Source organism: Proteus sp. FME41 (assembly GCF_014897315.1).
In the GTDB taxonomy this organism is placed as follows: Bacteria; Pseudomonadota; Gammaproteobacteria; order Enterobacterales; family Enterobacteriaceae; genus Proteus.
In genome coordinates this window covers 58,418-81,255 of the sequence record NZ_JABUYL010000016.1, presented here as the reverse complement: position 1 = coordinate 81,255, position 22,838 = coordinate 58,418, and the positions used below count along the sequence as shown (strand labels likewise).

Below are 22,838 nucleotides of genomic sequence, written 5' to 3'. Positions count from 1 at the left end.
AAATGGGTCGTTAGCTCAGTCGGTAGAGCAGTTGACTTTTAATCAATTGGTCGGGCGTTCGAATCGCCCACGACCCACCATTTCAAATCTATCCTTATCCCTATTTGTATTCTAATCGTTAACTCGCACTATTCATTCAACTTTATATTCTCTACAAATTTCTATTTACTTATGCTTGTGATGACATCGTCTAATTTTACTGGCTAAAGAAGATAGCTTTCTCAAAATTAAAAAAACCATCTTGCTTCACTAAAGATCACATTGAAATCAACAATGGCAAATAATTGATGATGTAATCTGGGTATATTCATTTTCAGTTAAAAACTCATTGTCAATGAGCCAATTACTGACAAGCTCTTGCGTTTTTATTGCTGTATTGATGGGGTGATTAAGTCGTTTTGATGCATCAATAAAAAAAGCCATCATAATAGAAAGCGCTACCGCAGATTCATAGGGGGTACTCATTGCAAGCGTACTTTCTAATGAACGTAATGAATAAAATTTAGGCAACCACTCTTTTAGATTTTTTCCTTGATACCAAACATCTTGCGTCGATGAATTCAGCGCAACTTGCTCAAGCAAAATGATCAACCATTCACGCATATCATTCATGCGATAATTAGCAAACCAAAACTCATGGCGTAGAATGGCCACAGCGACTTGTGACGCTTCAAACCAGAACTCTTGAGCATTATTGTCAGCTTGTTCTTTAGAAAGCGTAGGTGGCGTTATAGTGCTAATTTCAGGAAGTCCGTCACATAAACCTGTTTTATCCAGTAAGATTTGATATCCACGCTGGTAAACTGGGCTAAGTCCTTCAGTTTTCATGTTAAATATACGCTCAGGTTCTGCCATCATAATATCCATTTTGCGGCCTTGAGCTAAAACATGTAAATAAATTGGCCAAAACTTATTTTTGGGATCTTCACACTCTAACTGTAAGCGAATAAGGCTTTCACCAAATTGTGATAGCCAATGTTGGTTTTTTGCGAGCTCTGTCGCACCATAACCAATAAGCTCTATATCAATATCAGAATAACTGTCTATCTTTTTATTGCGCCCTAATGATCCTGTTAGTATTACGGTTTCAATTCTAGGATCAAGAAGGGCAAAGGATAACATGCGATCGATTAAACGTGTTGTTGGCTCCATATTTCTCTCTAATAAGTCAAATGTAATAAAGTTATTTGTCGTTTTTATTGTTTAAAAAGTAAATTAGAATAATTTGTTTAATATATAAAACATTTGTTTGTTATTTTTGTAAATCAGTAACATAATGTTTAACATTAAAAACACAGTACTATTATAAATATGAATTTATAATATATCTTTACTCCTTTGCAAAGATGTCGCAATAACCCATATTTTCTTTGTTTTTTTCTATGATTAAGTCGGGGTTGTAAAATGGATGTCATGAGTTGGTTTAGTATCAATAATATTTTAGTCAATATCCCATTAGGGCAAGGTGGATATGCGCTTTCATGGATAGAAGCGGTTGGCACTATTGCTGGGCTACTTTGTATTTGGCTGGCAAGTCAGGAAAAAATTATCAATTACTTATTTGGGCTAATTAATGTCACTTTATTTGCCATTATTTTTTTCCAAATTCAATTATATGCAAGTTTATTACTTCAAATTTTCTTCTTTGCTGCCAATATTTATGGATGGTATGCATGGAGCAGAGTGAATGATTTTCAACAAGCAGAGCTAAAAATTCGTTGGTTAAAACCAGGCCATCGTCTTTTTCTAATTATTGTGTCAATTGCCGCTATTGTCGCATTAACTTTTAATATTGATGCTGTATTTGGTTCTCTTGCTGTTATTGCTGTTGATATATTAAATATCTTTGGTGCGGGCTTAGCAACGCCAATTATTGAACCTGATGCTTACCCATTCTGGGATTCCACAATGACAGTACTTTCTATTGTGGCGATGATCTTAATGACTCGTAAGTTAGTTGAAAACTGGCTAGTTTGGTCAGTCATTAACGTAATTAGTGTTGTTATATTCTATAAACAAGGCGTTTATGCCATGTCTGTTGAATATATTATCTTACTGGCTATCGCCATTAACGGTTCTCGTTTGTGGATCAAAACAGCAAAACGTTCTAGCAGAAATAATTACCTCTCCTAATAAAAAAGGCTGGTAGAGTTATCTTTCTCTCCAGCCTTACTATTCATTGTTTTTATTCTTATCCTTAACGCAATTTTGAATCATTATTTTGCTTAAATGCGCTATTTCCCTTTTTGGCAAATTTTTAGAAAAGTGACGATAGGTGCTTTAGGGTGAAAGGGTGTTTACAGATAGAAAACGAATGGTTAGATTGGGAAAGCAATAATAACATTGACTAGATAACATAAAAGAGTGGATACACGGGAATGAATTATCAAAATGATGACCTTAAAATAACACAAATTAATGAACTCTTACCGCCTGTCGCTTTATTGGAAAAGTTTCCAGCGACTGATAATGCGGCTTTTACAGTTCGTCATGCCCGTGAAGCTATTCATCAGATCCTGGCTGGAAAAGATGATCGTTTATTAGTGGTAATTGGACCTTGTTCTATTCATGATCCAAAAGCTGCGCTGGAGTATGCACAACGTTTAAGTCTTATTCGGGAAGAACTGAAAGATAAACTTGAAATTGTTATGCGGGTTTATTTTGAAAAACCACGTACAACAGTCGGTTGGAAAGGCTTAATTAACGATCCACATATGGATCATACCTTTGATATTAATGAAGGTTTACGTATTGCTCGTAATCTTTTATTAACCATCAATGATAGTGGCTTGCCAACAGCTGGCGAGTTTTTAGATATGATAACGCCTCAATATGTTGCTGATTTAATGAGTTGGGGTGCAATTGGTGCTCGTACTACAGAGTCTCAAGTACACCGAGAGCTTTCATCGGGCTTATCCTGCCCTGTGGGTTTTAAAAATGGCACAGATGGAACCATTAAAGTTGCTATTGATGCAATCAATGCTGCGGGATCGCCACACTGTTTTCTTTCTGTCACTAAATGGGGCCATTCAGCCATTGTGCGCACAGCAGGTAATGGTGATTGCCACATTATTTTACGTGGTGGTAAAGAACCAAATTACAGCGCTGAACATGTAGCAGCGGTAAAAGAAGGGCTTAAAAAAGCAGGTTTACCACAAAACGTGATGGTTGACTTCAGTCACGCCAATAGTTGCAAGAAATTTGAGAAACAAATGGAAGTTGGTGCTGATATCTGTCAACAAATTAGTTCAGGTGAAAAAGCATTAATGGGTGTTATGGTTGAAAGCCATTTAGTGGAAGGTAGCCAGTCATTAGAGAGCGGTGAACCTTTGGTTTACGGTAAAAGTATCACTGATGCTTGTATTGGTTGGGATGATACTGAAACGCTGTTACGCCAATTAGCAGATGCAGTTGTCGCTCGTCGCGGTTAACTGATATTATTTCAGTACACAAACTGTAATACCGTTGATAATTAATCAACGGTATTTTTTTATGAAAAAATAAGTTAATCATGTATCTTCAGTAGATCAAGCCTAAATTTAGCGGGTTTAAATCCAAGCTCATATGACTTTTGATACCATTCACATGCTTTTTCTTTGTCAACAATGACACCCAATCCTTTTTCATATAAATAACCGATATTATAAATAGCTGAGGGATCATTATCTTCAGCCGCCTTTAAATAGAAGGTCATTGCTTTCTGATAATCCTGCTCAACTCCTAAGCCATGTTGATATGAATAAGCAATATTATTGTTTGCTTTAATGTATCCATTACTAGTTGCTTTTAAATACCATTCCATTGCTTGTTGATAATCTTGAATAACGCCATTTCCTTCAAAATATAGAACACCAAGATTATTTTGAGCCATGCCAAATTCTTGAGCTGCAGATTTTAAATACCAGCTCATAGATATTTTAATGTCTTTTTCTACACCAAGACCTTTATTATACAGATAAGCAATATATGTTTGTGCTCGAGGGTTATTTTTATCTGCTGATTTTAATAACCATTCTATTGCTATTTCATAATCTTTTGGAAAAAAAAGATCTCCTTTCATATAAAAAAAACCTATTTTTGCTTGAGCCTCCGCATTCTCGTTATAAGCAGATAATAAATAAAACTTGCGGGCTTTGTTTTTATCATTCTTAGCAAAATAAATATCGCCTAAGTAAAGCTGATAATGTGAAAGGCTTTGTTTAAATAGAGAGGGAGAAGGATCATTTATTTTATCCTCCTTAAACGGAAATAAAACAAACATTATTATAAACATAATAATAATGAATAGAATGGTAACTATTTTTAATTTCATATTAATGTCCCTATTTTTATATTTATTTAATAAGTAATTATAACTTTATTAAGTAAGATTTATTAATGGATAATATAAAGAGAGATTTAATATTAAATAGTTAATTTTAAATAATAAAAAATACCGCTATTTCTAGCGGTATTTATCATATAAACCTAAATAAATAGATTTAAAGCAAAATTACTTTGCTTTACCTTGGTTAGCAACAGCGGCTGCTTTTGCTGCGATTTCGTCAGCATTACCTAAGTAGTAACGTTTGATTGGTTTCATGTTTTCATCAAATTCGTAAACTAAAGGTACAGCTGTTGGGATATTCAGCTCAAGAATTTCGTCTTCGCTCATGTTGTCTAGGTATTTAACCAGAGCACGCAGTGAGTTACCGTGAGCTGCAATAATCACTTTCTCACCAGAAGCAACACGTGGTTTGATAACTTCTTCCCAGTATGGTGTTACACGGTCGATAGTTAATGCTAGGCTTTCTGTTAATGGCAGTTCTGCCGCAGTTAAAGATGCATAACGAGGATCTTTACCTGGGAAACGTTCATCGTCTTTAGTCAATTCTGGTGGAGTGATAGCAAAACCACGACGCCATTGTTTAACTTGCTCGTCACCGTATTTTTCAGCAGTTTCAGCTTTATTTAAGCCTTGCAGAGCACCGTAATGACGTTCGTTTAATTTCCAGCATTTTTCAACTGGCAGCCATTGTTGATCAACTTGATCAAGAATGTTCCACAGGGTGTGAATTGCGCGTTTCAGAACAGAAGTATATGCATAGTCAAAAGCAAAACCTTCAGCTTTCAGCAGCTTACCTGCTTCTTGAGCTTCATTACGGCCTTTTTCGGACAGCTCAACGTCAGTCCAGCCTGTAAAACGGTTTTCTTTGTTCCATACACTTTCACCGTGTCGAACTAGCACAAGCTTAGTTACTGCCATAGTTTAGACTCCTATAATTACTTTCTTAATATAAGTTTAAAATTAGCACTTCAATCATTATATGGATCATCGACAAGAACGCCAAACATAAGTGACAAAACAAGGGGGATTAAGTCAAAAATGTCGTTTGTTCGATGAATTATTGCACAGTTGTCACACCTTTTGCTTAATCGTTCAAGCTATTAATCTAGCGGGATCGGCGTAAAAAAACAAAATATCCGTTTTGTATAAAAAATAGACGAAAATGACGTCCGTAAAAACGACAGACCTTTTATTTATTATTGTTTAAATAACAAGCAAAAAAATGTCGATTTAAATAAAAAATTCACACCTAAGTTTAGCGTTAATTTCTAAAATCATTGCCCTGATTATGACAGTAAAAATCATCATTTAACAAATTTCTTGCTGGTAGCGATAAATTTCGCCTTCTTTAATAAAAGTCAATCGATGAGTAATACATAATGGTGCATCTTCTTGATGGTGGCTCACAAACAAAAGTTGCGTATTACTGTGGCTTATCATGATATCGATAAAACGCTGTACTAAAAGTCGGTTCGTTGTGTCTAATCCTTGCAGTGGTTCATCAAGAATAAGCAAGGTAGGGTGTTTAACTAATGCTCTAACAATCAACACTAAGCGTTGCTGACCCCATGATAAAGCATGGAATGGATGATTAGCATGTGAGGTTAAACCAATTAATGCTAACCATTCATCAGCGAGTTTAAGCTGCTTATCTGTAATCGATTGATAAATGCCAATAGAGTCATGAAAACCTGAAATAATGACATTTTTTACCGTTGAAGAAACACGGTAACTCTGATGTAAGGCATTACTGACATAACCGATATGGCGTTTAATTTCCCATACTGTTTCACCACTTCCTCTTTTACGACCAAATAGCGTTAAGTCATTGCTGTAACCTTGAGGGTGATCGCCCGTAATTAAACTTAATAGTGTCGATTTCCCTGCACCATTAGGGCCTAAAATCTGCCAATGTTGCTGAGGTTTTACCTCCCAACTTAAATGGTGAAGAACAGGTTTGTCGTTATAGCTCACTACTCCATTTTTTAGCACGATAGGAGAAAGAGTTGGTGATAGTTGAGGAATGGCATCAGGCGAATCTTGTTCAGGTAATGTGAGATTTTCAAGTGTTTCACTGTGAGATAATTGCCCTATGACAGAGTCAGATAAAACTTGCTCTTTCTTGCCGTTGGCTACCAATTCACAATTAATCAGTAGACCTGCACATTGAATAAAATCAGGAATATCGTTAAAACGATTTAGAATGAGTACGATAGTCAGATTTTGTTGATGTAATAGTGTTAACAATTCATTTAAAGCACGGCGAGAATCAACATCTAACCCATCAAAAGGCTCATCTAAAATGATTAAATCAGGTTTATTCATTAAAAGTTGAATAAGCAATATTTTTCGAGATTCACCGGTAGATAGATATTTAAAACGCCTTGATAAAAGGTATTCAACACCAAATTGCTTTGCTAATAAAAAGCATCTGTCATCATCTTTTACCTGCATTTGAATAACTTGAGCAACAGTTAAGCCAGTATCTTCTTCACCTTCACTTAATAAATCTGTGTTATTCCGACGCCACTCTTCTTCAATCATTTTTTGCAGTTTTTCAAAAGAAAGACTAATTGGACGAGAAAATGTGCTGATAAATTCACCAGAGAGCAAGATACCTTCTTGGCATAATGCATTTGCTAAGGCGGTTTTGCCACTTCCATTACTGCCTACAAATGCCCAACTTTCACCTTCATTTATGGCTAAATTGTCAATTTGTAAACAAAGTTTATCGCTTAAGCGGAATTGTGTTTTGTTGAGTTGTAAGTGTTTCATTATTATTAGCCTTATTTTTTTAATGTAAGCTAAGTGCAAGTTAAGTATCTAGCAATATAGGGTTAATAGAAACTTGTCAATATTTGCTGAAAGAACTTTTTCCAAAAGCCTTATACACCTACTATTTAATGATAACCTTTAAAATGCGTTTTCTATGTAAATATATAAACATCTCTTTAAGGATGACTTATATATGTATAAATTTAAAAAAATAAATCTATTCTTCTTTATATTTTTACTCATTAGCAAACATAGTTTTTCTTCGAGTGATGGAAATGTAAACAATAAATGCTTTTTTATTGATAAAGTTGATCTTACAGGAAATACTTTATTAGATTATAGAAAGAAATCTAAAGTAATTTCACCATATCTACAACAATGCCTAACATTAAATGATATGCAAGAGGTCGCTAAATCAATTACTAATAATTATATTAAAAAAGGTTACGTTACTTCACAGGCTATTATACCAGAGCAAGATCTTTCTAATCATAAGTTAGTAATAAAGATTATTGAAGGTAGAATAAAAGATATTTATATTAATGGTATTTCATCTAGATTAGTTGATATTATTTTCCCTTCCTTCAAAGGGAAAGTTTTAAATCTACGAGATTTAGAACATGGATTAGAACAGCTTAATCGGTTAACAACAGCACAATATACATTGGATATTCAACCAAGCGATAGTGTGGGATATTTATCTATAACCATTAATCGAAAAACGAAAAAACTTCCTTTAAAAAATCAATTAACAATTGATAATTCAGGACCAGAAACAGCAGGAAAGATCTTACTGACTAATACGACAACAATAGATTCTTTATTTGGCTTGGGTGAGCAGTGGATTTTTTCACTCAAAACAAATACAGATTTCCCTCGTGCTCACTATTCTCGTGCTTATACTGCAAGTGTGAATATCCCTTATGGTTATTGGTTTTATCAATACCAGTTATCCGATAGTAGTTCATCTTATTCCTTTCAAAATAATCAAAAATATATTTATAAAAACAAAAATAAAGATCAGCAATTTGATATTAGTCGTCTAGTTTATCGAGATAATAAACAACGAATAACACTAAAGGGAACGTTAAAGCATAAGAAAGCAAAAACACAATTAGCACAACAAAAATTATTAATAAATAGTCCCACATTAACTTCTTTATCATTTAGCCCTGAATATACTTTAAGTTTACACAATGGATATTTAATTATTAATCCAACTGCTGAGTTTGGGATCTCTATTTTTGGCGCGACACCTGATTATATTGCTGATAATTCACCTCGAAGTCATTATCGAAAATTGAGTTTAAATTTAAGCTATCAATATTTATTGACTGATCAGTTTTCCTATCTCACTTCATTTCATAGTCAATATACGCCTAATAACCTTTATGGTCCGGAAAAAATAGCAATAGATGGAATAAAGTCTGTTCGTGGATATAAAAAAACAAATTTTAATGCTAATAGTGGGTTTTATTGGCGCAATGAAATAAATATATCACCAATAACTTCATTTTTAAGTAAGTGGAATTTTATTTTTGCACTTGATTATGGCGTCGCCCATTCAGATCAATATGAAACAGAAAAGAATAAAATAATTGGAAGTGCAATAGGTGCTTCTTTTTATCATTCCACTTTTTCTTCTCAAATATTAATTAATAAACCTGTGTTTTATCCCAAATCATTAAAGCCAGATTGCTGGTCTTTTTATTGGTCCATTTCTCTTGCTATTTAAATGTTAGGAGTTTTTATGTGTGAAAAGGATATTTCTTGGAAACAACGTTTAATAAGTTATGGCATAGCTTATGTAATTGCTATTTATCCATTACATCCAGCTTGGAGCTCAGCAATTACACCCTCCGATAAAACGATTAAAGTTAATCAGCAAAATACGGTTCCAATTATTAATATTTCAACACCTAATAATCTTGGTATTTCTCATAATAAATTTCATTCGTTCAATGTTAGCAAGCAAGGTGTTGTACTTAATAATGCAACAACTTCTGTTAACACACAATTAGCCAAACAAGTGAATGCCAATACCCATTTAAAAGGTAGTGCTGCTCATTTAATTATTAATGAAGTGGTGGGAAATGGGCGCTCACAATTACAAGGAAAACTGGAAGTTGCGGGAGAACAAGCGAAAGTTGTTATTGCCAATCCAAATGGCATTACGTGTGATGGTTGTTCATTTATTAATACTCCAGCAATTACGCTCACAACAGGAAAACCTCTTTTTAATCCTCAAGGCGCCTATTCGGCAATAGAAGTGAAAAAAGGCGGTGTTGTTATTGGCACGCAAGGTATAGATCTCCAAGCTCAGGATTATGCCGACATTATTAGCCGTAGTATTGAGTTAAATGGAAAAATTAACGCTAAAACCCTTTCTTTAATGCAAGGCAATAACCGTATCGATTTTGATAAAGGTACAGTAAATAGCATTAATGGTGAAGGTGTTAAACCTACGCTGTCTATTGATACGAAAGCGCTAGGTGGAATGTATGCCAATCAAATCCGTCTAGTCAGCACAGAAAAAGGTGTTGGTGTTAATTTAAGTAATATTCAGACAAATCAAAACAGTGTGAATTTAACCGTTGATGGAAAAATTACCTTTAATGGCAATATTCAATCTGAGCGAGATATTAATGTTAGTAGTAAAGAACTACAAATTAATAGTAATACAAAGTTAAAAGCAAAAAGAGATATTACTTTAGCAACTAATACACTGATTAATCATAGTGAAGTTATCTCAGAGAAAGATATGCGTTTATTCGCAGATAAACTCACTAACAAAGGTGAAAAGGCACTTATTCAAGCGAAAGATAATTTATGGATACAGAAAAATGCGCAGGGTGACCCAAACACTTTAATTGAAAATCAATCAGCTACGATAAAAACAGAAAAGGGTGATTTGATTATTCGAACTAAGAAATTGGTTAATGAATCTATAACACCTTTATTTAAAGAGATAAAACAAGAACCTGATTCTAAACTCTCTATAAATATCGGTAATCATCTTCTTTCTCCATCCAGAAGTCCTACGGATGATTTTCTTTTAGTTATTGTATTTCCTGAATTAAAAGATTTCTCTTATAAAAAATGGTTTGATATTTTAGATTTAAAAAATAATGGAGGAGTTAATGTAGAACGTTCATATTTTGAAAAAAGTAATAAATATTTTCCTAGCATTATTTCTTCAGAAAATGATTTATATATACAATCTAATGATTTCATTAATAACCAATCTAAAATTATTGCAAATAATAATTTAATTGCAACAGGAAGTAGTGCGAGATTATATTATTATCGTTCAGCATATCTTAATAAATGGGATCATTATTCTAATGATAATGCTCATTTTTATTATCGGGATGATATATTAAAATATAAGCTTGATGAGGCTAAGTTTAATAAGGTAAGTCATTTTGTTCCTTTTGTGAAAACGGGTAGTCATTATGAATTTTCTGTAAATGATGTCTCTGATTATATAATAAAAGCAGGTAATAATTTAGTATTAGATTTTAAAAATAGTATAGATTTAGAGCGTAAACTTCCATTTACAGAAAAAGAAATAAAAAAAATCAGAGGGTTATCAGATTTTGAAAATACTATATTAGCTAAAAATATATTATTAAATTCTAATAATGTGAATATTTCTTTAAATTTAACAGCAAACGATTCTTTATCTATTATTTCTGATAAAAGTATAAACATAAATAATTCAAAATTGCTAGCTGATGAAAATATAAGTTTGACATCGATAGATACTATAAAATTTGAGAATATAGATGTAACAGCAAAATATTTTTCTGCTATAACTAAAAAGGGAAATATTAGTCATTTATTTAATCCTACCAAATTTTATACTCTAAAAGGTATTAAATCACCATATGTTGATATTCCTGAAAAAATATATTTTAATTCTGGGAAAAATATTGATATTTCAAATGTAATAATTAATAAATCCAATGAGTTAAATTTATCTGCGCTAGAAGATATTAAAATAAATCGTGATGAATCTTTTCTTTTTAATTTAGTACCTTTTATTAGAGATAGTGGGTATATTCCAGCATTTTTAATTAACATGGGGATTTTGGAAAGTAATAATATAACTTTTACTTCAGGTAAAGATATTATTAGTCAAGGAATAAAATATCACAGCGATAAAGCTATAACCTTTAATGCAGGACAGGATATTTTCCTTGCCTCAAAATCAATAAAAGAAGCCGATCCTTTTTTTAGTGATATTCATTATCCTCAATTACAATCTAAGTTATTTTCAGACAATAACCTTATCTTAAATGCAGCGCGTGATATTGATTTAAGTTCAACAGTATTAAATTCAAAAGATAAAGTCATTGTATTAGCAGGTAGGAATATAAAGCTGGGTGCAAATGCTTATTCTGCCATCAAAGATCCCCACGAAGATTCTCAAGATATTCAGTATAGCACAGCGGCCATTATAGGAAATAAAGGCATTTCTATTGCGTCATCAGGTGCATTAATAACAGAAGGAAGCTCACTCAAATCAGATGGTGATATTACGATATCCAGTGGTGGTAATATTCAATTGGGATCGGTAAAAACATATTTTCGTAAAGAGTCGGGCTCTAAGTTAGAAGAACTTCACAAACAAGTCAGTACTGAAATTAATAGTGGTAATAATTTAACTCTATTATCTGAAGGCAGTATTTTATTTCAGGCATCAAAATTAACTGCTAATAAAAAGATAGATATTGCTGCTAAAGGTGGATTTCTTTACGCACAAGCGATGGAAGAATCGAGTTATTACGAAGAGGAGAAGAAAAAATGTAATCCGTGGACTTTATGTACTACCAAAAAGAAATACACGAAAAAACGTCATAATACAAATAATAAAGTTACCGATTTTATCGCCAATGGCGATATTAATTTATTTGCTAAAGGTGATATTACCTTAGAAGCGAGCAAACTAGAAACAGCGAAGAATGCAAAATTAACCAGTAAAACAGGAAAAGTTAATTTTAAAGCAGTTAAAAATACAGCATTTAAGCAAGTTATTACTAATTCAAAAGATATTTATATTACTCATCGCGATCAGGGATATATAAAAGAGAGTTGGGCATTACCGACACTTTATATTGGTGGAAAACTGACTATTGATGCGCCTAAAGGAATATCTGCTGATATTAAAGCTCAAAAAGGACAATCACTAGAACAAGCATTAACAGTTTTAAGTAACACTCCAGAATATGCATGGCTTAAAGATCTTCAACATCATCAAAACGTCAATTGGAATTTAGTTAAGGATACCTATTCTGATTGGGATGATAAAACAAAACAATTAAATCCTGTTGTTGGTGCGGTTATCGCTATTGCAGTGGGAGTTGCCACTTACGGTACAGCAACGGCGGCGACTATTGGTGGAATGGCAAGTAAAGCAACCATTGCGGCGGGCGCTTCAGCAAGCGTGGCTTCAACGGCATCGGTTGCAGCACAAGCAGGTTTTGCCTCTTTAGTTTCGCAAGCGGCGGTCTCTTTAGCTGAAAACCAAGGCAACATCTCTAAAACACTTGAATCACTGGGGCGTAGCGACACGGTCAAGTCTGTGGTGACGAGTATGGTGGTTGCGGGGGCACTTCAGGGCCTTGACCAATTTATGGGGTGGGATCAAGCAATCCAAGGTGGAACATTACCTTCAACAGGCAAGTTACTTGCGACCGATAGCGCAACATGGAATCAAGTTGCACAACGCGTTGCCTCTCATTCAGTCGTCAGTTCAACATTGGGCACTGCCATTCAAGGTGGTAGCTTTATTGAAAATTTTAAAACCGCGTTATTAAGCAATATCGGCAGTCAATTTCATGCTGAAGGTGCCAATTTAATTGGTGATAACGGTGCTGTATTAGGGCATGCAGGAAAGGTTTTAAGTCATGCCGTTGTTGCAGGTGTTAGTGCAGAAATTGCAGGAGGCAGTGTTACAGGTGCAGTTGCTGGTGCGTTGGCGGCAGAAATAGCGGCGATATCGCTACAAAGTAAATTATTTGAACCTCAATTTGAAAGCGAATCAAATAAACAAATATATGAATTTAATAAATTTCTTAAAAGTAATTCTGAATTTAATCCTCAGATTGTTAGATTTATTGGTGGGCTCGCTGGTGCACTAGCAACTAATAAACCAGAAGGTGCTTATAGTGGAGCTAATAGTGCGGAGACTGTTTATCGATTTAATGATGAAACACATTATATAAGCCCATCTGATATAGAAGCAGGTGAAGATTTATATCTCGCAATACGAGGTGATAAAGAGGCACAAAAAAGAGTTGATGCACGAAAAGAAGCATTAACTTTTTCATTAACAGTTGGTGCTCTTGGTTATTCAATTCTTTATGTAGGAACATATGTAATTGCCGTTGCACCTCAATTATTAGCAACAGTTAAAGCGACAATTAGTACTTGTAAAGAAGCACCTTTGATTTGCCTTAATAATTCATCTGTTCATCTATATAACGTTGTTGGAGCAGAAGCAACGGTCGCGGCACCTGCTGCAACTACAGGTTCATTTTATATTGCTTCAAAAAATACACATGAAATAAAAAATGTGCTTCATCAGGCGGAAGAACTTGTTACTACGTTTAATGAAGTTGCTAAGGTCGATGCTAAAGGTGCTAAAGAGGTTCTCAAATATACAGCACAAGAGTTACGAAATGCGACTATAGCTGGAAAACCTGCTTTAACCAATTATCGAGTATTTGATTTAAGTAAGCTTGATGAGCCTGCATTAGATGTTAATAATATTAGAAATAAAATATCTATTCACTTAAAATCTAAAAATCAAAATGATAAAAGCCCTGCAACAGTAGCCATTGCATCTATTATAGAAAATAAAGAAAAAGTATATTTATTAGCTGTTAGTGGCAATGCATGGAAAGGAAAAACTCCGATATTATTAAATATCAATGGAATAAGTTATAGAATTATTTCTAAAGACGATAATAGTATCGAAAGCACTATTATTTCCTCTTCAAGAAGCAATTTAAATCATGCAGAGAAAAAAATATTTAGTTATATTAATAAGCATTACAGTAATAAAAATATTGATATTACTATTTCAATACAAAATAATTCTAGTAGTAATCCGGGTATGTGTGTAGGATGTAATGAATCAAGCTTAACTTTTTCTAGGCTAAATCCAACATTTAATTTAACCATATATCATGGAACAACAGGTATAAGACCATGAATAAAGATATTTTAATTAAATTATTAAATTCCTATTGCACAAATATATCAATTGATAGCAAATTTTTATCTGGGTATACAGATAATGAGATAAAAAAAATTGAACGCCTTTATGATATTAAAGTAACTGGTCAACTTTATGATTTTTTGAATTGTATAGGACGTTGTAGTGGTGGTTTTTTTGGGGATGACCCTCTCATTTTTTACAGAGAATGGTTTATACGAGGGCATGTTCTATTCCAATACGGCTCAAGAGAGGAGTTATATAATCTGGAGTTATGGTATATATTAGAGCAAAAACCATTTTTTATTTCAATTGAGTCAGAAACTCAATATTATTTTCTGTTAACGTGCTCAGATCAGCCTAACTTAGTTTATCATTATGATGAAAATGAAGATAAGGTAAGAGCGTTAGATAAGAATTTTAATGAATATCTAGGACATATAATTAGCTCTTATAACGAGAGCTTTATAGCTCCTACACCAGTTTGTTTGTCAGGTGATTTGTTGAGATTATAAAAAATTAGCTTTGATATTGAGTGTAAACCACAAATAATATCTAACGTATGGATCATTGGGTCGGTGAGGGAATACCTGATAGTACAATTATTACGTTAAAAAGCAATTGTAGTGACGAGGCCTTAGGTGCTTCAATAAAAGAAGCATTTACGCGTTGTATTAGTTGAAAAATTCAAATAGGTGATAAAATTAGCATCATTATTATGAATGGGGAATTATTTTAATTTCAATTGTTTTTATAAATTAGATCATGATTTATTATGGATTCAAATTTTCAAATCGATCTTTTATGATAGACACTATCTAAGTGAATAATAAATTTATTTTAGATAATTTTATGACTATTTTGAATAGTGCCAAATTAAATTTAATTAATACCTAGTTTTATTCCATCATTTATTTTAAAAAGACAATCAAAAACCATCACTTAATATTATTGTGAAAATAATAACTAAGTGATGGTTTTATTTTTTATTTAAAAGTCATCATATTAATGATTAACATAGGGTGGCGACAATCACCTGATCAGCATTAAATAAAGCCGTTACGCTGTCATTAATATGTAAATTTTGCTCTTTAACATGCTGATTAGAACATGTGGCGCAAACTTCTTGTCCACCTTCTAATGTCACCACTAATTCGCTGTTTTCACTGCCAGTCTCAATTTGAGTGAGTGTACCGGAAAGTGCATTGTCATATTGTTGTGTTAAAGAAGTTCCTTTTTCAATATTGACCCAAGGTGCCTTAATTAAAATCAGTACTTCTTTGCCTTTTTTAAGTCCTAGGCGATCCGCACTTTTCTCTGTTAACGCAGCACGAATAGTCGTTTTTCTATCTGCGAGTTGAACATTAACATGTTGTTGAACTTGTAGGTTATCACGTTCAATAATCGTACCAAAAAATTGGTTTCTGGCACTGGTTTGTAATGAAAAACGAGAAATAGCGGCTAAAAGACTATCCAGAGGAAGTGAATCATCTTTCAATACATCAAAGGCTTTTTGTTGAATTTGACCTAACAGATCGTAAAGTTGTAGTAAGCGCTCACAGTAATGAGTAAGCGTTGCACCACCGCCTCCTTTACCGCCAGTTGCTCTATCAACAAGAAGTTCGTCTGCGAGTTGATTCATTTCATTAATGGCATCCCAAGCACTTTTATAACTAATGCCTGCCATTTTTGCCCCTTGACTAATTGAACCCGTCGCTTTGATTTGTTTTAACAGCGCAATACGGCGAGGATCGGCAAAGAGCTTATCTTGAAGTTTCAGTGTTAATAATATTTCTGCTTGCATAATGATAGGCTTCTTCTTTTTTTGTGTGTTTATCGCATTTTTTGTGCCGACACAAAGCGATAATTCTCTAGAATATAAACATCTATAGCGTTATTATTCGTCATTCGTGAAGAAATGCCAACTCTGGCTTTCCGAATATACCATGATAAAGAGGTTATCATGCTTGAATTGTTGAAAAGTTTAGGGTTTGCTCTCTTGATGGTACCTGTTGTAATGGTACTGATTATGGGCATCATTTATGGTTTAGGTGAAGTGTTTAACTTGATTTCACCCAGTCAGCCAAAAGCAGACAAAAAATCATAATTTCTCCCTTCCTGATTTAGAACAGCCCTTTATTTTGTAGAGGGCTGTTTTTTTATACTCATGATACTCGTCATACTTCAAGCCACAGCGTTGTTGACTGTGTTCATTCGCACTAGCCACATACTCATGATACTCGTCATACTTCAAGCCACAGCGTTGTTGACTGCGTTCATTCGCACTAGTCACATACTTATGTATGCTCCTAGCGACTCATTCACTTGTCGCCTAGCTGTGACTTGAATTATTTAGAGTATCTATTCACACATTTTAAATTGTCGTGTTGTTGAGTGCGCTTCTATTTCTATTTTTTACCTCTATTTTTATAGTTATATTTATTGATATATAACCAGTTTCTAACATCTAATCCTTTCATTTTACGTTGTATCTTGTTATATACAGCGTGTCATCCTTTAATTTAAGTGGAATTAGAACATGAAAAAATTATCAGGCAAGTTACTTGTTGGCGCGGTTATCTCTTTTGCTTTAGTGAGTCAAAGTTTTGCATCGGAAAAAGTAACGGTATTTGCGGCCGCTTCTCTTACCAATGCTCTTAATGAAATTTCGGCACAATATAAGCAAGAGAAACAAACTGAAGTTGTTGCATCTTATGCCTCCTCTTCAACATTGGCTCGTCAAATTGAACAAGGCGCACCCGCAAATCTGTTTATTTCCGCAGATCAGCAGTGGATGGATTACACAATCAATAAAAATTTAATGGTTGCTGATTCACGTCATACACTATTAGGTAATGATTTAGTGCTTATTGCCTCTAAAGATAGTCAATTAAATGACGTTGTTATTAATAAGGAAACTAAATGGAAATCCTTACTCAATGGTGGAAAATTAGCTGTTGGTGATCCTGACCATGTACCTGTTGGTATCTATGCGAAAGAATCATTAGAATATTTAGGTGCATGGAATACAGTAAGCCCAGAAATGGCGCGTACTAATAACGTGCGTAGTGGTATGGCGTTAGTTGAGCGTGATGAAGCACCATTAGGTATCGTATACGGTTCTGATGCAGTTGCGAGTGATAAAGTGAAAGTGGTCGGCATATTCCCAGCTGATAGCCACAAACCTGTTGAATATCCAATGGCAGTTGTAAAAGGTCAGGACAATAAAGCAGTTCGTGATTTTTATGACTATCTGAAAACACCTCAAGCCGCTGAAATTTTTAAGAAATACGGCTTTAGCCCACTGTAGGAATTATCGTTTTGGAGATGTTAAGTGAATACGAATGGCAAGCCATCATACTAAGCCTTAAGGTATCGACTGTTGCAGTTATTATCAGTCTACCTTTTGGTATTTTTATGGCTTGGCTTTTAGTTAGAGTACGTTTTCCTGGTAAATCATTGCTTGATAGCATTATCCATTTACCTTTAGTCCTACCACCTGTTGTGGTCGGTTACCTTTTACTTGTTAGTATGGGTAAACGAGGATTTATTGGTGAATGGTTGTATAACTGGTTTGGCTTTAGCTTTACCTTTAGTTGGCGAGGCGCAGCGCTTGCATCCGCAGTCGTTGCATTTCCACTGATGGTACGCGCAATCAGATTAGCATTAGAAGCTGTCGATCAACGCATGGAACAAGCTGCGAGAACCTTAGGGGCTTCACCGTTGCGTGTCTTTTTTACCATAACGTTACCCTTGTCTATGCCAGGGATCATCGCAGGAATTGTGTTGGCATTTGCGCGCTCATTAGGAGAATTTGGCGCAACAATCACTTTCGTCTCCAATATTCCGGGGGAAACAAGAACTATCCCTCTGGCAATGTATACCTTGATTGAAACACCCGGTGCAGAAATGGATGCCGCCCGTTTATGTGTGATTGCAATTATTTTGGCGCTCGTCTCTTTAATGGCTTCAGAGTGGCTAACTCGCTGGGGTCGTAAAAGATTGGGGGGCGTATGCTAGAGATGAATTTTAAACAGACGCTGGGCTCTTTGTGTCTGGAAGTGAATACCGAACTGCCAACAGAAAGTATTACGGCGGTATTTGGTTTATCAGGTGCTGGTAAAACCTCATTGATTAATGTGATTGGAGGTTTAACAAAACCCGATTCAGGGCGGATTGTATTAAACAATCACACGCTGGTAGATACTGAAAAGAAAATTTATCTGCCACCTGAAAAACGAAAAGTGGGTTATGTTTTCCAAGATGCGCGATTATTTCCACATTATACAGTGAGAGGTAATCTGTTGTATGGGATGTCACCAACAATGAAAGTGCAGTTTGATCGCATTATTTACTTATTAGGTATTGAGCATTTGCTCACGCGATTTCCCATCACTTTATCAGGCGGTGAAAAACAGCGTGTTGCTATCGGGCGAGCATTATTGACCGCACCTGATATTATGCTAATGGATGAGCCTTTAGCATCGCTTGATTTACCGCGTAAACGTGAGCTACTGCCATATTTAGAAAAGCTCTCACAAGATGTACAAATTCCTATTTTGTATGTGAGCCACAGCCTTGATGAAATTATTCGACTTGCAGATAACGTCATTGTGATGGATGCAGGAAAAATTAAGGCGACAGGCAAGCTGGAAGATGTATGGGCAAGCAGTGCATTACGTCCTTGGCTACAAAAAGAGACATTAAGCAGTATCGCCAATGTGATGGTAGTAGAGCATCATAGCCATTACGATATGACAGCAACGGCTTTCGGTAACCAAGTGCTGTGGTTGCCTCAAATTGAGGCTAAAATTGGTCGTGATGTGCGTGTTCGGATTGATGCTTCTGATGTATCACTGACTACCACCCGCCCTTCAAATAGTAGTATTCGTAATATTTTGCATATGAAAGTGGTTGAAACCATTAAAAATGATGGCCAAGTTGATGTCAAACTCGTCAATGATGGCAATTATTTGTGGGCGAGGATCACGCCTTGGGCAAAAGATGAATTGAATATTCAAGAAGGGCAGTGGCTTTATGCGCAAATAAAGAGTATTTCGCTAAGTCGTCATCTTTGATTTATCAGTTGTGTTTGCCGATAAAAAACCTCATCTAAGATGAGGTTTTGTCTTTTAGGTGATGTAAAAATAGGACTAAGACAGAATATATTTATGAATAATCTCTGCGATACCCGGTTGAGAGTTTACTTTGGTGACCATTTTAGCGCGCGCTTTGACTTCATCAGAGGCATTGCCCATTGCAACACCTAAGCCAACATGTTCTAACATGCTAAGGTCATTAAAATTATCACCAAAGGCAATAACATCGCTCATATTCATGCCATTCGCTTCAACCCAACGTTGTAAACGACGACCTTTGCTGTTGCCTTTTTTAGCGATATCGACTTGATCAACCCAAGACCATTCGCATTCTAAACCGACTTGTTGCTCAATTTTTTCAACTAAAGCGCGTAACTCATCGTGATCGGGCGTTGTTGTTGCAATTTTCCAAATGGCATTGACATCATGCATGGCTTTATAGAAATCATCGACTTTGATTAAGTTTGGACGCTGTGCAGTAGGTAATGTTTCTGACCATTTTAAAGTACGCTGTACTGGGGCTGATAGTTGGTCATACATCATTGCATCATCAGCATAAACTAAGTGATGTACATCTGTTTGTTTAACAAGATCTAATACTGCGCTGGTTTCTTGAGTGGTTAATGGATCGGATTCCAGTACCTTTTTACCAATATAGTCATAAAGGTAAGTCCCATTACAGCAGATCGCAGGGGTATCAAGATCGAGTGCTTGATAGAATGGATGGATAGCAACATGATGACGACCTGTTACAATTAAGACTTTAATACCTGCTTTTCTTGCAAGATTGAGTGCTTCTAAAGATTCTGGCAGGATACGTTTTTGGTCATCAAGCAGTGTGCCATCAAGATCCAATGCAATAACGCGATATGACATAAATAAGCCCCTTGATAGTATTAAGATGCATTGTTATTGATGTTACACGTTAACCCATAAAAGATAAACTAGCTTAATCGTGACAAGTAAGCGTTGATTGGGTTGTTATTCTTTATAAATCAATGAGTAATAGGTTTTAAGGAGAAGGAATGAAACAGGTCGTCTACGTAGCAAGTCCAGAGAGTCATCAAATCCATGTTTATGCATTAAACATTGAAGGTGAAATGGATTTATTACAGGTTGTTGAGGTCACAGGACAAGTACAACCGATGATTGCAAGTGCGGATGGAAAGTACCTTTATGTGGGTGTTCGTCCTCATTTTAGTGTGGTGACATTTGCAATTGCTGCGGATGGTCAACTAATACAAAAGGCGATCACTTCCATTCCAAGCACACCTGTTCATTTATGCTTAGATAAAACAGGGCGCTTCTTATTTGTTCCTTCTTATCATCAAGGTAATTTAGCGGTTTTACCAATTAGTGAAGAGGGCATTGCCCAATCACCAATCCAAATTATTGAAGGCTTAAATAAACCCCACTCCTCTAATATTGATTGGAATAATAAACAACTGATCGTGCCTTGCTTAGGAGAAGATCATATTCGTTTATTTAATTTTTCAGAAGAAGGATATTTAACCGAGGCCGGCACGGAAGCGTTAACGACAGTACAAAATGCAGGTCCTCGTCATATGGCATTTCACCCTAATGGTGATGTGTTTTATTGCCTTAATGAATTAGACGCCACAATCAATGTTTATCGTCGTATGGGCGATTTATATCGTTTAGTGCAAACGGTTGATATTGTGCCTGAAACATTTAACAGTACTCGTTGGGCATCAGATATTCATATCACACCTGATGGCCGTTTTCTGTATGCCAGCGAACGCTCTGAAAGCTTTATCTGTGCGATGACAATCTCTGAGGCGGGTGATTATCTACAACCTGTAGGGTATTATCCAACGCAAACACAGCCTCGCGGCTTTAATCTTGATAATACAGGCAATTACTTGATTTCTTGTGGTCAAAAATCAGATTTTGCTTCGGTTTCTCGTATTGACAAATATACCGGCGCATTAACTGAATTAGCGTGTTATCCCGTTGGAAAAGGTGCAATGTGGGTTACCGTTGTCACGAAATAAAAGCCATGCAAACCTCTAGCGAGATATCACCTTGCTAGAGGTTTGTTCTTTATGAAAGACTTATGAAAGATTAACCACTTTCTCAATAGCTTGAGTGAGTTTAGTTAGGCTTGCTGGTGGCATAATAAAGGGTGGCATAATATAAATCAGCTTGCCAAAAGGCCTGATCCAAACCCCTTCCTCTACAAAGATTTTTTGTAATTTTGCCATATTAACGGGCTCGTTCATTTCGACCACGCCAATCGCACCTAAAACGCGTACATCTTTGACACTTTTAGCCTGTTTTAACGGTAATAGCTCGCATTGTAGTTGTTTTTCAATTTTTGCAACTTGGTTTACCCAATCGCCTTTTTCTAATAGCAATAAACAGGCATCAGCAACAGCACAAGCCAAAGGATTTCCCATATAAGTCGGGCCATGCATAAAGCATCCTGCATCACCTTGGCTGATGGTTTCTGCAATATGACGTGTGGTTAACGTGGCTGATAACGTCATATAGCCACCCGTTAATGCTTTACCCACGCACATGATATCGGGTGATATTTCTGCATGTTCACACGCAAACAGCTTACCTGTTCGGCCAAAGCCGGTGGCAATTTCATCAGCAATGAGTAACACATCAAACTCGTTACACAGCGCTCTTGCCTGCTTTAAATATTCAGGATGATAAATTCGCATCCCCCCTGCGCCTTGAACAATGGGTTCAAGCATAACAGCAGCGATTTCTTGATGATGTTGCGCTAACGTTGTGCGTAACGAGTCAATATCAGTAGGGTCCCACTCTTCATAAAAACCAGTTTTGGGTGCATCCACAAACAGGTGATTAGGGAGATAACCTTTATAAAGACTGTGCATAGAGTTATCCGGATCACACACGGACATGGCACCAAAGGTATCGCCATGATAACCCTGCTTTAATGCCACGATACGTTGGCGTTTTTCACCTTTAGCTTGCCAATATTGCAACGCCATTTTTAGTGCAACTTCAACTGCAACTGAGCCAGAATCCGCTAAAAATAGACATTCAAGAGGTTTTGGTGTTATCGCTAATAATTTTCGACAAAGTGATACCGCCGAGGGATGGGTAATACCACCAAACATCACATGAGACATTTTTTCTAATTGTGTTGTCACTGCATTATTCAGTTCGGGATGATTATATCCATGAATTGCGGCCCACCATGAAGACATGCCATCAATCAGTTTTCTGCCATCCGCCAAGACTAATTCAACGCCTTTTGCACTGACGATAGGGTAAGCAGGTAACGGGGCGCTCATCGAAGTGTATGGATGCCAAATGTGGCGTAAATCAAAAGCAAGATCTTCAGGTGTCATTGTCTTTTTTCACTTAATCATGTAAACCAATGGTGATCAATTTCAGTTGACATGATAACCCT

General features: G+C 35.5%; 18 protein-coding genes and 1 tRNA gene. 11 read left to right on the top strand and 8 right to left on the bottom strand.

The genetic code is table 11. The features are described from left to right. The first annotated feature begins 4 nt into the window (after positions 1 to 4). Positions 5 to 80 (top strand) — tRNA-Lys (locus INT04_RS14720). Positions 81 to 267: 187 nt separating this feature from the next. Here the strand turns inward: INT04_RS14720 and INT04_RS14715 are convergent. Beyond that, positions 268 to 1,152 (bottom strand): aminoglycoside 6-adenylyltransferase, encoded by an 885-nt coding sequence (locus tag INT04_RS14715; RefSeq protein ID WP_193016847.1) that lies wholly within the window; start codon positions 1,150 to 1,152, stop codon positions 268 to 270. 252 nt (positions 1,153 to 1,404) lie between these two features. Between INT04_RS14715 and pnuC the strand changes: the two genes are divergently transcribed. Beyond that, positions 1,405 to 2,133, top strand: coding sequence for a nicotinamide riboside transporter PnuC (gene pnuC / locus INT04_RS14710; protein ID WP_319022972.1), 729 nt, complete (start codon positions 1,405 to 1,407; stop codon positions 2,131 to 2,133). 245 nt (positions 2,134 to 2,378) lie between these two features. Next, positions 2,379 to 3,431, top strand: a complete 1,053-nt coding sequence (gene aroG, locus INT04_RS14705; RefSeq protein WP_193016846.1) for a 3-deoxy-7-phosphoheptulonate synthase AroG — start codon at positions 2,379 to 2,381, stop codon at positions 3,429 to 3,431. Positions 3,432 to 3,505: 74 nt separating this feature from the next. Here aroG and INT04_RS14700 read toward each other — a convergent pair whose 3' ends face one another. From INT04_RS14700 to modF, 3 genes are all read right to left on the bottom strand, one after another. Then, the gene (locus INT04_RS14700) at positions 3,506 to 4,312 is read right to left on the bottom strand and encodes a tetratricopeptide repeat protein (protein ID WP_193016845.1); all 807 of its coding nucleotides are present in this window, start codon (positions 4,310 to 4,312) and stop codon (positions 3,506 to 3,508) included. A gap of 180 nt (positions 4,313 to 4,492) precedes the next feature. Continuing rightward, positions 4,493 to 5,245 carry a 2,3-diphosphoglycerate-dependent phosphoglycerate mutase gene (gpmA, locus tag INT04_RS14695; RefSeq protein WP_193016844.1) on the bottom strand — a complete coding sequence of 251 codons (753 nt, stop codon included), beginning with the start codon at positions 5,243 to 5,245 and terminating at the stop codon, positions 4,493 to 4,495. Positions 5,246 to 5,635: 390 nt separating this feature from the next. Next, positions 5,636 to 7,102: a molybdate ABC transporter ATP-binding protein ModF gene (gene modF, locus INT04_RS14690; RefSeq protein ID WP_193016843.1), complete on the bottom strand. Its 1,467-nt coding sequence runs from the start codon at positions 7,100 to 7,102 to the stop codon at positions 5,636 to 5,638. 193 nt (positions 7,103 to 7,295) lie between these two features. On the opposite strand from modF, the gene INT04_RS14685 reads away from it, so the two are divergent. The 3 genes from INT04_RS14685 to INT04_RS14675 are packed head-to-tail and all read left to right on the top strand — an operon-like array spanning position 7,296 to position 14,842. Beyond that, a complete protein-coding gene (locus INT04_RS14685) occupies positions 7,296 to 8,837 on the top strand; it encodes a ShlB/FhaC/HecB family hemolysin secretion/activation protein (protein WP_193016842.1) in 1,542 nt (513 codons plus the stop codon). 15 nt (positions 8,838 to 8,852) lie between these two features. Beyond that, positions 8,853 to 14,324, top strand: coding sequence for a DUF637 domain-containing protein (locus INT04_RS14680; RefSeq protein WP_193016841.1), 5,472 nt, complete (start codon positions 8,853 to 8,855; stop codon positions 14,322 to 14,324). Further along, a complete protein-coding gene (locus tag INT04_RS14675) occupies positions 14,321 to 14,842 on the top strand; it encodes an SMI1/KNR4 family protein (protein WP_193016840.1) in 522 nt (173 codons plus the stop codon). Before INT04_RS14680 ends, INT04_RS14675 begins: the two co-directional genes overlap by 4 nt. A 497-nt stretch (positions 14,843 to 15,339) precedes the next feature. Here INT04_RS14675 and modE read toward each other — a convergent pair whose 3' ends face one another. Then, positions 15,340 to 16,131 (bottom strand): molybdenum-dependent transcriptional regulator, encoded by a 792-nt coding sequence (modE, locus tag INT04_RS14670; RefSeq protein ID WP_193016839.1) that lies wholly within the window; start codon positions 16,129 to 16,131, stop codon positions 15,340 to 15,342. Between the two features lie 159 nt (positions 16,132 to 16,290). On the opposite strand from modE, the gene INT04_RS14665 reads away from it, so the two are divergent. Further along, on the top strand, positions 16,291 to 16,434 hold the full coding sequence (locus INT04_RS14665) for an AcrZ family multidrug efflux pump-associated protein (protein WP_071788544.1): 144 nt from the start codon (positions 16,291 to 16,293) through the stop codon (positions 16,432 to 16,434). On the opposite strand, the gene INT04_RS14660 is transcribed toward INT04_RS14665, so the two are convergent. Further along, positions 16,429 to 16,620, bottom strand: coding sequence for a hypothetical protein (locus tag INT04_RS14660; RefSeq protein WP_193016838.1), 192 nt, complete (start codon positions 16,618 to 16,620; stop codon positions 16,429 to 16,431). The genes INT04_RS14665 and INT04_RS14660 overlap by 6 nt on opposite strands. A 246-nt stretch (positions 16,621 to 16,866) precedes the next feature. Here INT04_RS14660 and modA point away from each other — a divergent pair, with 246 nt between their 5' ends. Genes modA through modC form a run of 3 tightly spaced genes read left to right on the top strand, consistent with a single transcriptional unit; the run spans position 16,867 to position 19,405 of the window. After that, positions 16,867 to 17,637, top strand: a complete 771-nt coding sequence (modA, locus tag INT04_RS14655) for a molybdate ABC transporter substrate-binding protein (protein WP_193016837.1) — start codon at positions 16,867 to 16,869, stop codon at positions 17,635 to 17,637. 17 nt (positions 17,638 to 17,654) lie between these two features. Next, positions 17,655 to 18,347, top strand: a complete 693-nt coding sequence (gene modB / locus INT04_RS14650) for a molybdate ABC transporter permease subunit (RefSeq protein ID WP_193016849.1) — start codon at positions 17,655 to 17,657, stop codon at positions 18,345 to 18,347. Further along, positions 18,341 to 19,405, top strand: a complete 1,065-nt coding sequence (gene modC, locus INT04_RS14645) for a molybdenum ABC transporter ATP-binding protein ModC (protein WP_193016836.1) — start codon at positions 18,341 to 18,343, stop codon at positions 19,403 to 19,405. The genes modB and modC overlap by 7 nt, the downstream gene beginning before the upstream one ends. A 75-nt stretch (positions 19,406 to 19,480) precedes the next feature. On the opposite strand, the gene INT04_RS14640 is transcribed toward modC, so the two are convergent. Then, a complete protein-coding gene (locus INT04_RS14640) occupies positions 19,481 to 20,302 on the bottom strand; it encodes a pyridoxal phosphatase (protein WP_193016835.1) in 822 nt (273 codons plus the stop codon). Between the two features lie 149 nt (positions 20,303 to 20,451). On the opposite strand from INT04_RS14640, the gene pgl reads away from it, so the two are divergent. Then, positions 20,452 to 21,441: a 6-phosphogluconolactonase gene (gene pgl, locus INT04_RS14635; protein WP_193016834.1), complete on the top strand. Its 990-nt coding sequence runs from the start codon at positions 20,452 to 20,454 to the stop codon at positions 21,439 to 21,441. A 60-nt stretch (positions 21,442 to 21,501) separates the two neighbouring features. Here the strand turns inward: pgl and bioA are convergent, their stop codons facing one another. Next, positions 21,502 to 22,776, bottom strand: coding sequence for an adenosylmethionine--8-amino-7-oxononanoate transaminase (bioA, locus tag INT04_RS14630; RefSeq protein ID WP_193016833.1), 1,275 nt, complete (start codon positions 22,774 to 22,776; stop codon positions 21,502 to 21,504). Positions 22,777 to 22,838 lie beyond the last annotated feature (62 nt).

Excerpts from the sequence above, each read along its gene's own strand:
- INT04_RS14715 (WP_193016847.1), bottom strand. The coding sequence starts at position 1,152 with ATGGAGCCAACAACACGTTTAATCGATCGCATGTTATCCTTTGCCCTT.
- pnuC (WP_319022972.1), top strand. The coding sequence starts at position 1,405 with ATGGATGTCATGAGTTGGTTTAGTATCAATAATATTTTAGTCAATATC.
- aroG (WP_193016846.1), top strand. The coding sequence starts at position 2,379 with ATGAATTATCAAAATGATGACCTTAAAATAACACAAATTAATGAACTC.
- INT04_RS14700 (WP_193016845.1), bottom strand. The coding sequence starts at position 4,312 with ATGAAATTAAAAATAGTTACCATTCTATTCATTATTATTATGTTTATA.
- gpmA (WP_193016844.1), bottom strand. The coding sequence starts at position 5,245 with ATGGCAGTAACTAAGCTTGTGCTAGTTCGACACGGTGAAAGTGTATGG.
- modF (WP_193016843.1), bottom strand. The coding sequence starts at position 7,102 with ATGAAACACTTACAACTCAACAAAACACAATTCCGCTTAAGCGATAAA.
- INT04_RS14685 (WP_193016842.1), top strand. The coding sequence starts at position 7,296 with ATGTATAAATTTAAAAAAATAAATCTATTCTTCTTTATATTTTTACTC.
- INT04_RS14680 (WP_193016841.1), top strand. The coding sequence starts at position 8,853 with ATGTGTGAAAAGGATATTTCTTGGAAACAACGTTTAATAAGTTATGGC.
- INT04_RS14675 (WP_193016840.1), top strand. The coding sequence starts at position 14,321 with ATGAATAAAGATATTTTAATTAAATTATTAAATTCCTATTGCACAAAT.
- modE (WP_193016839.1), bottom strand. The coding sequence starts at position 16,131 with ATGCAAGCAGAAATATTATTAACACTGAAACTTCAAGATAAGCTCTTT.
- INT04_RS14665 (WP_071788544.1), top strand. The coding sequence starts at position 16,291 with ATGCTTGAATTGTTGAAAAGTTTAGGGTTTGCTCTCTTGATGGTACCT.
- modA (WP_193016837.1), top strand. The coding sequence starts at position 16,867 with ATGAAAAAATTATCAGGCAAGTTACTTGTTGGCGCGGTTATCTCTTTT.
- modB (WP_193016849.1), top strand. The coding sequence starts at position 17,655 with ATGTTAAGTGAATACGAATGGCAAGCCATCATACTAAGCCTTAAGGTA.
- modC (WP_193016836.1), top strand. The coding sequence starts at position 18,341 with ATGCTAGAGATGAATTTTAAACAGACGCTGGGCTCTTTGTGTCTGGAA.
- INT04_RS14640 (WP_193016835.1), bottom strand. The coding sequence starts at position 20,302 with ATGTCATATCGCGTTATTGCATTGGATCTTGATGGCACACTGCTTGAT.
- pgl (WP_193016834.1), top strand. The coding sequence starts at position 20,452 with ATGAAACAGGTCGTCTACGTAGCAAGTCCAGAGAGTCATCAAATCCAT.
- bioA (WP_193016833.1), bottom strand. The coding sequence starts at position 22,776 with ATGACACCTGAAGATCTTGCTTTTGATTTACGCCACATTTGGCATCCA.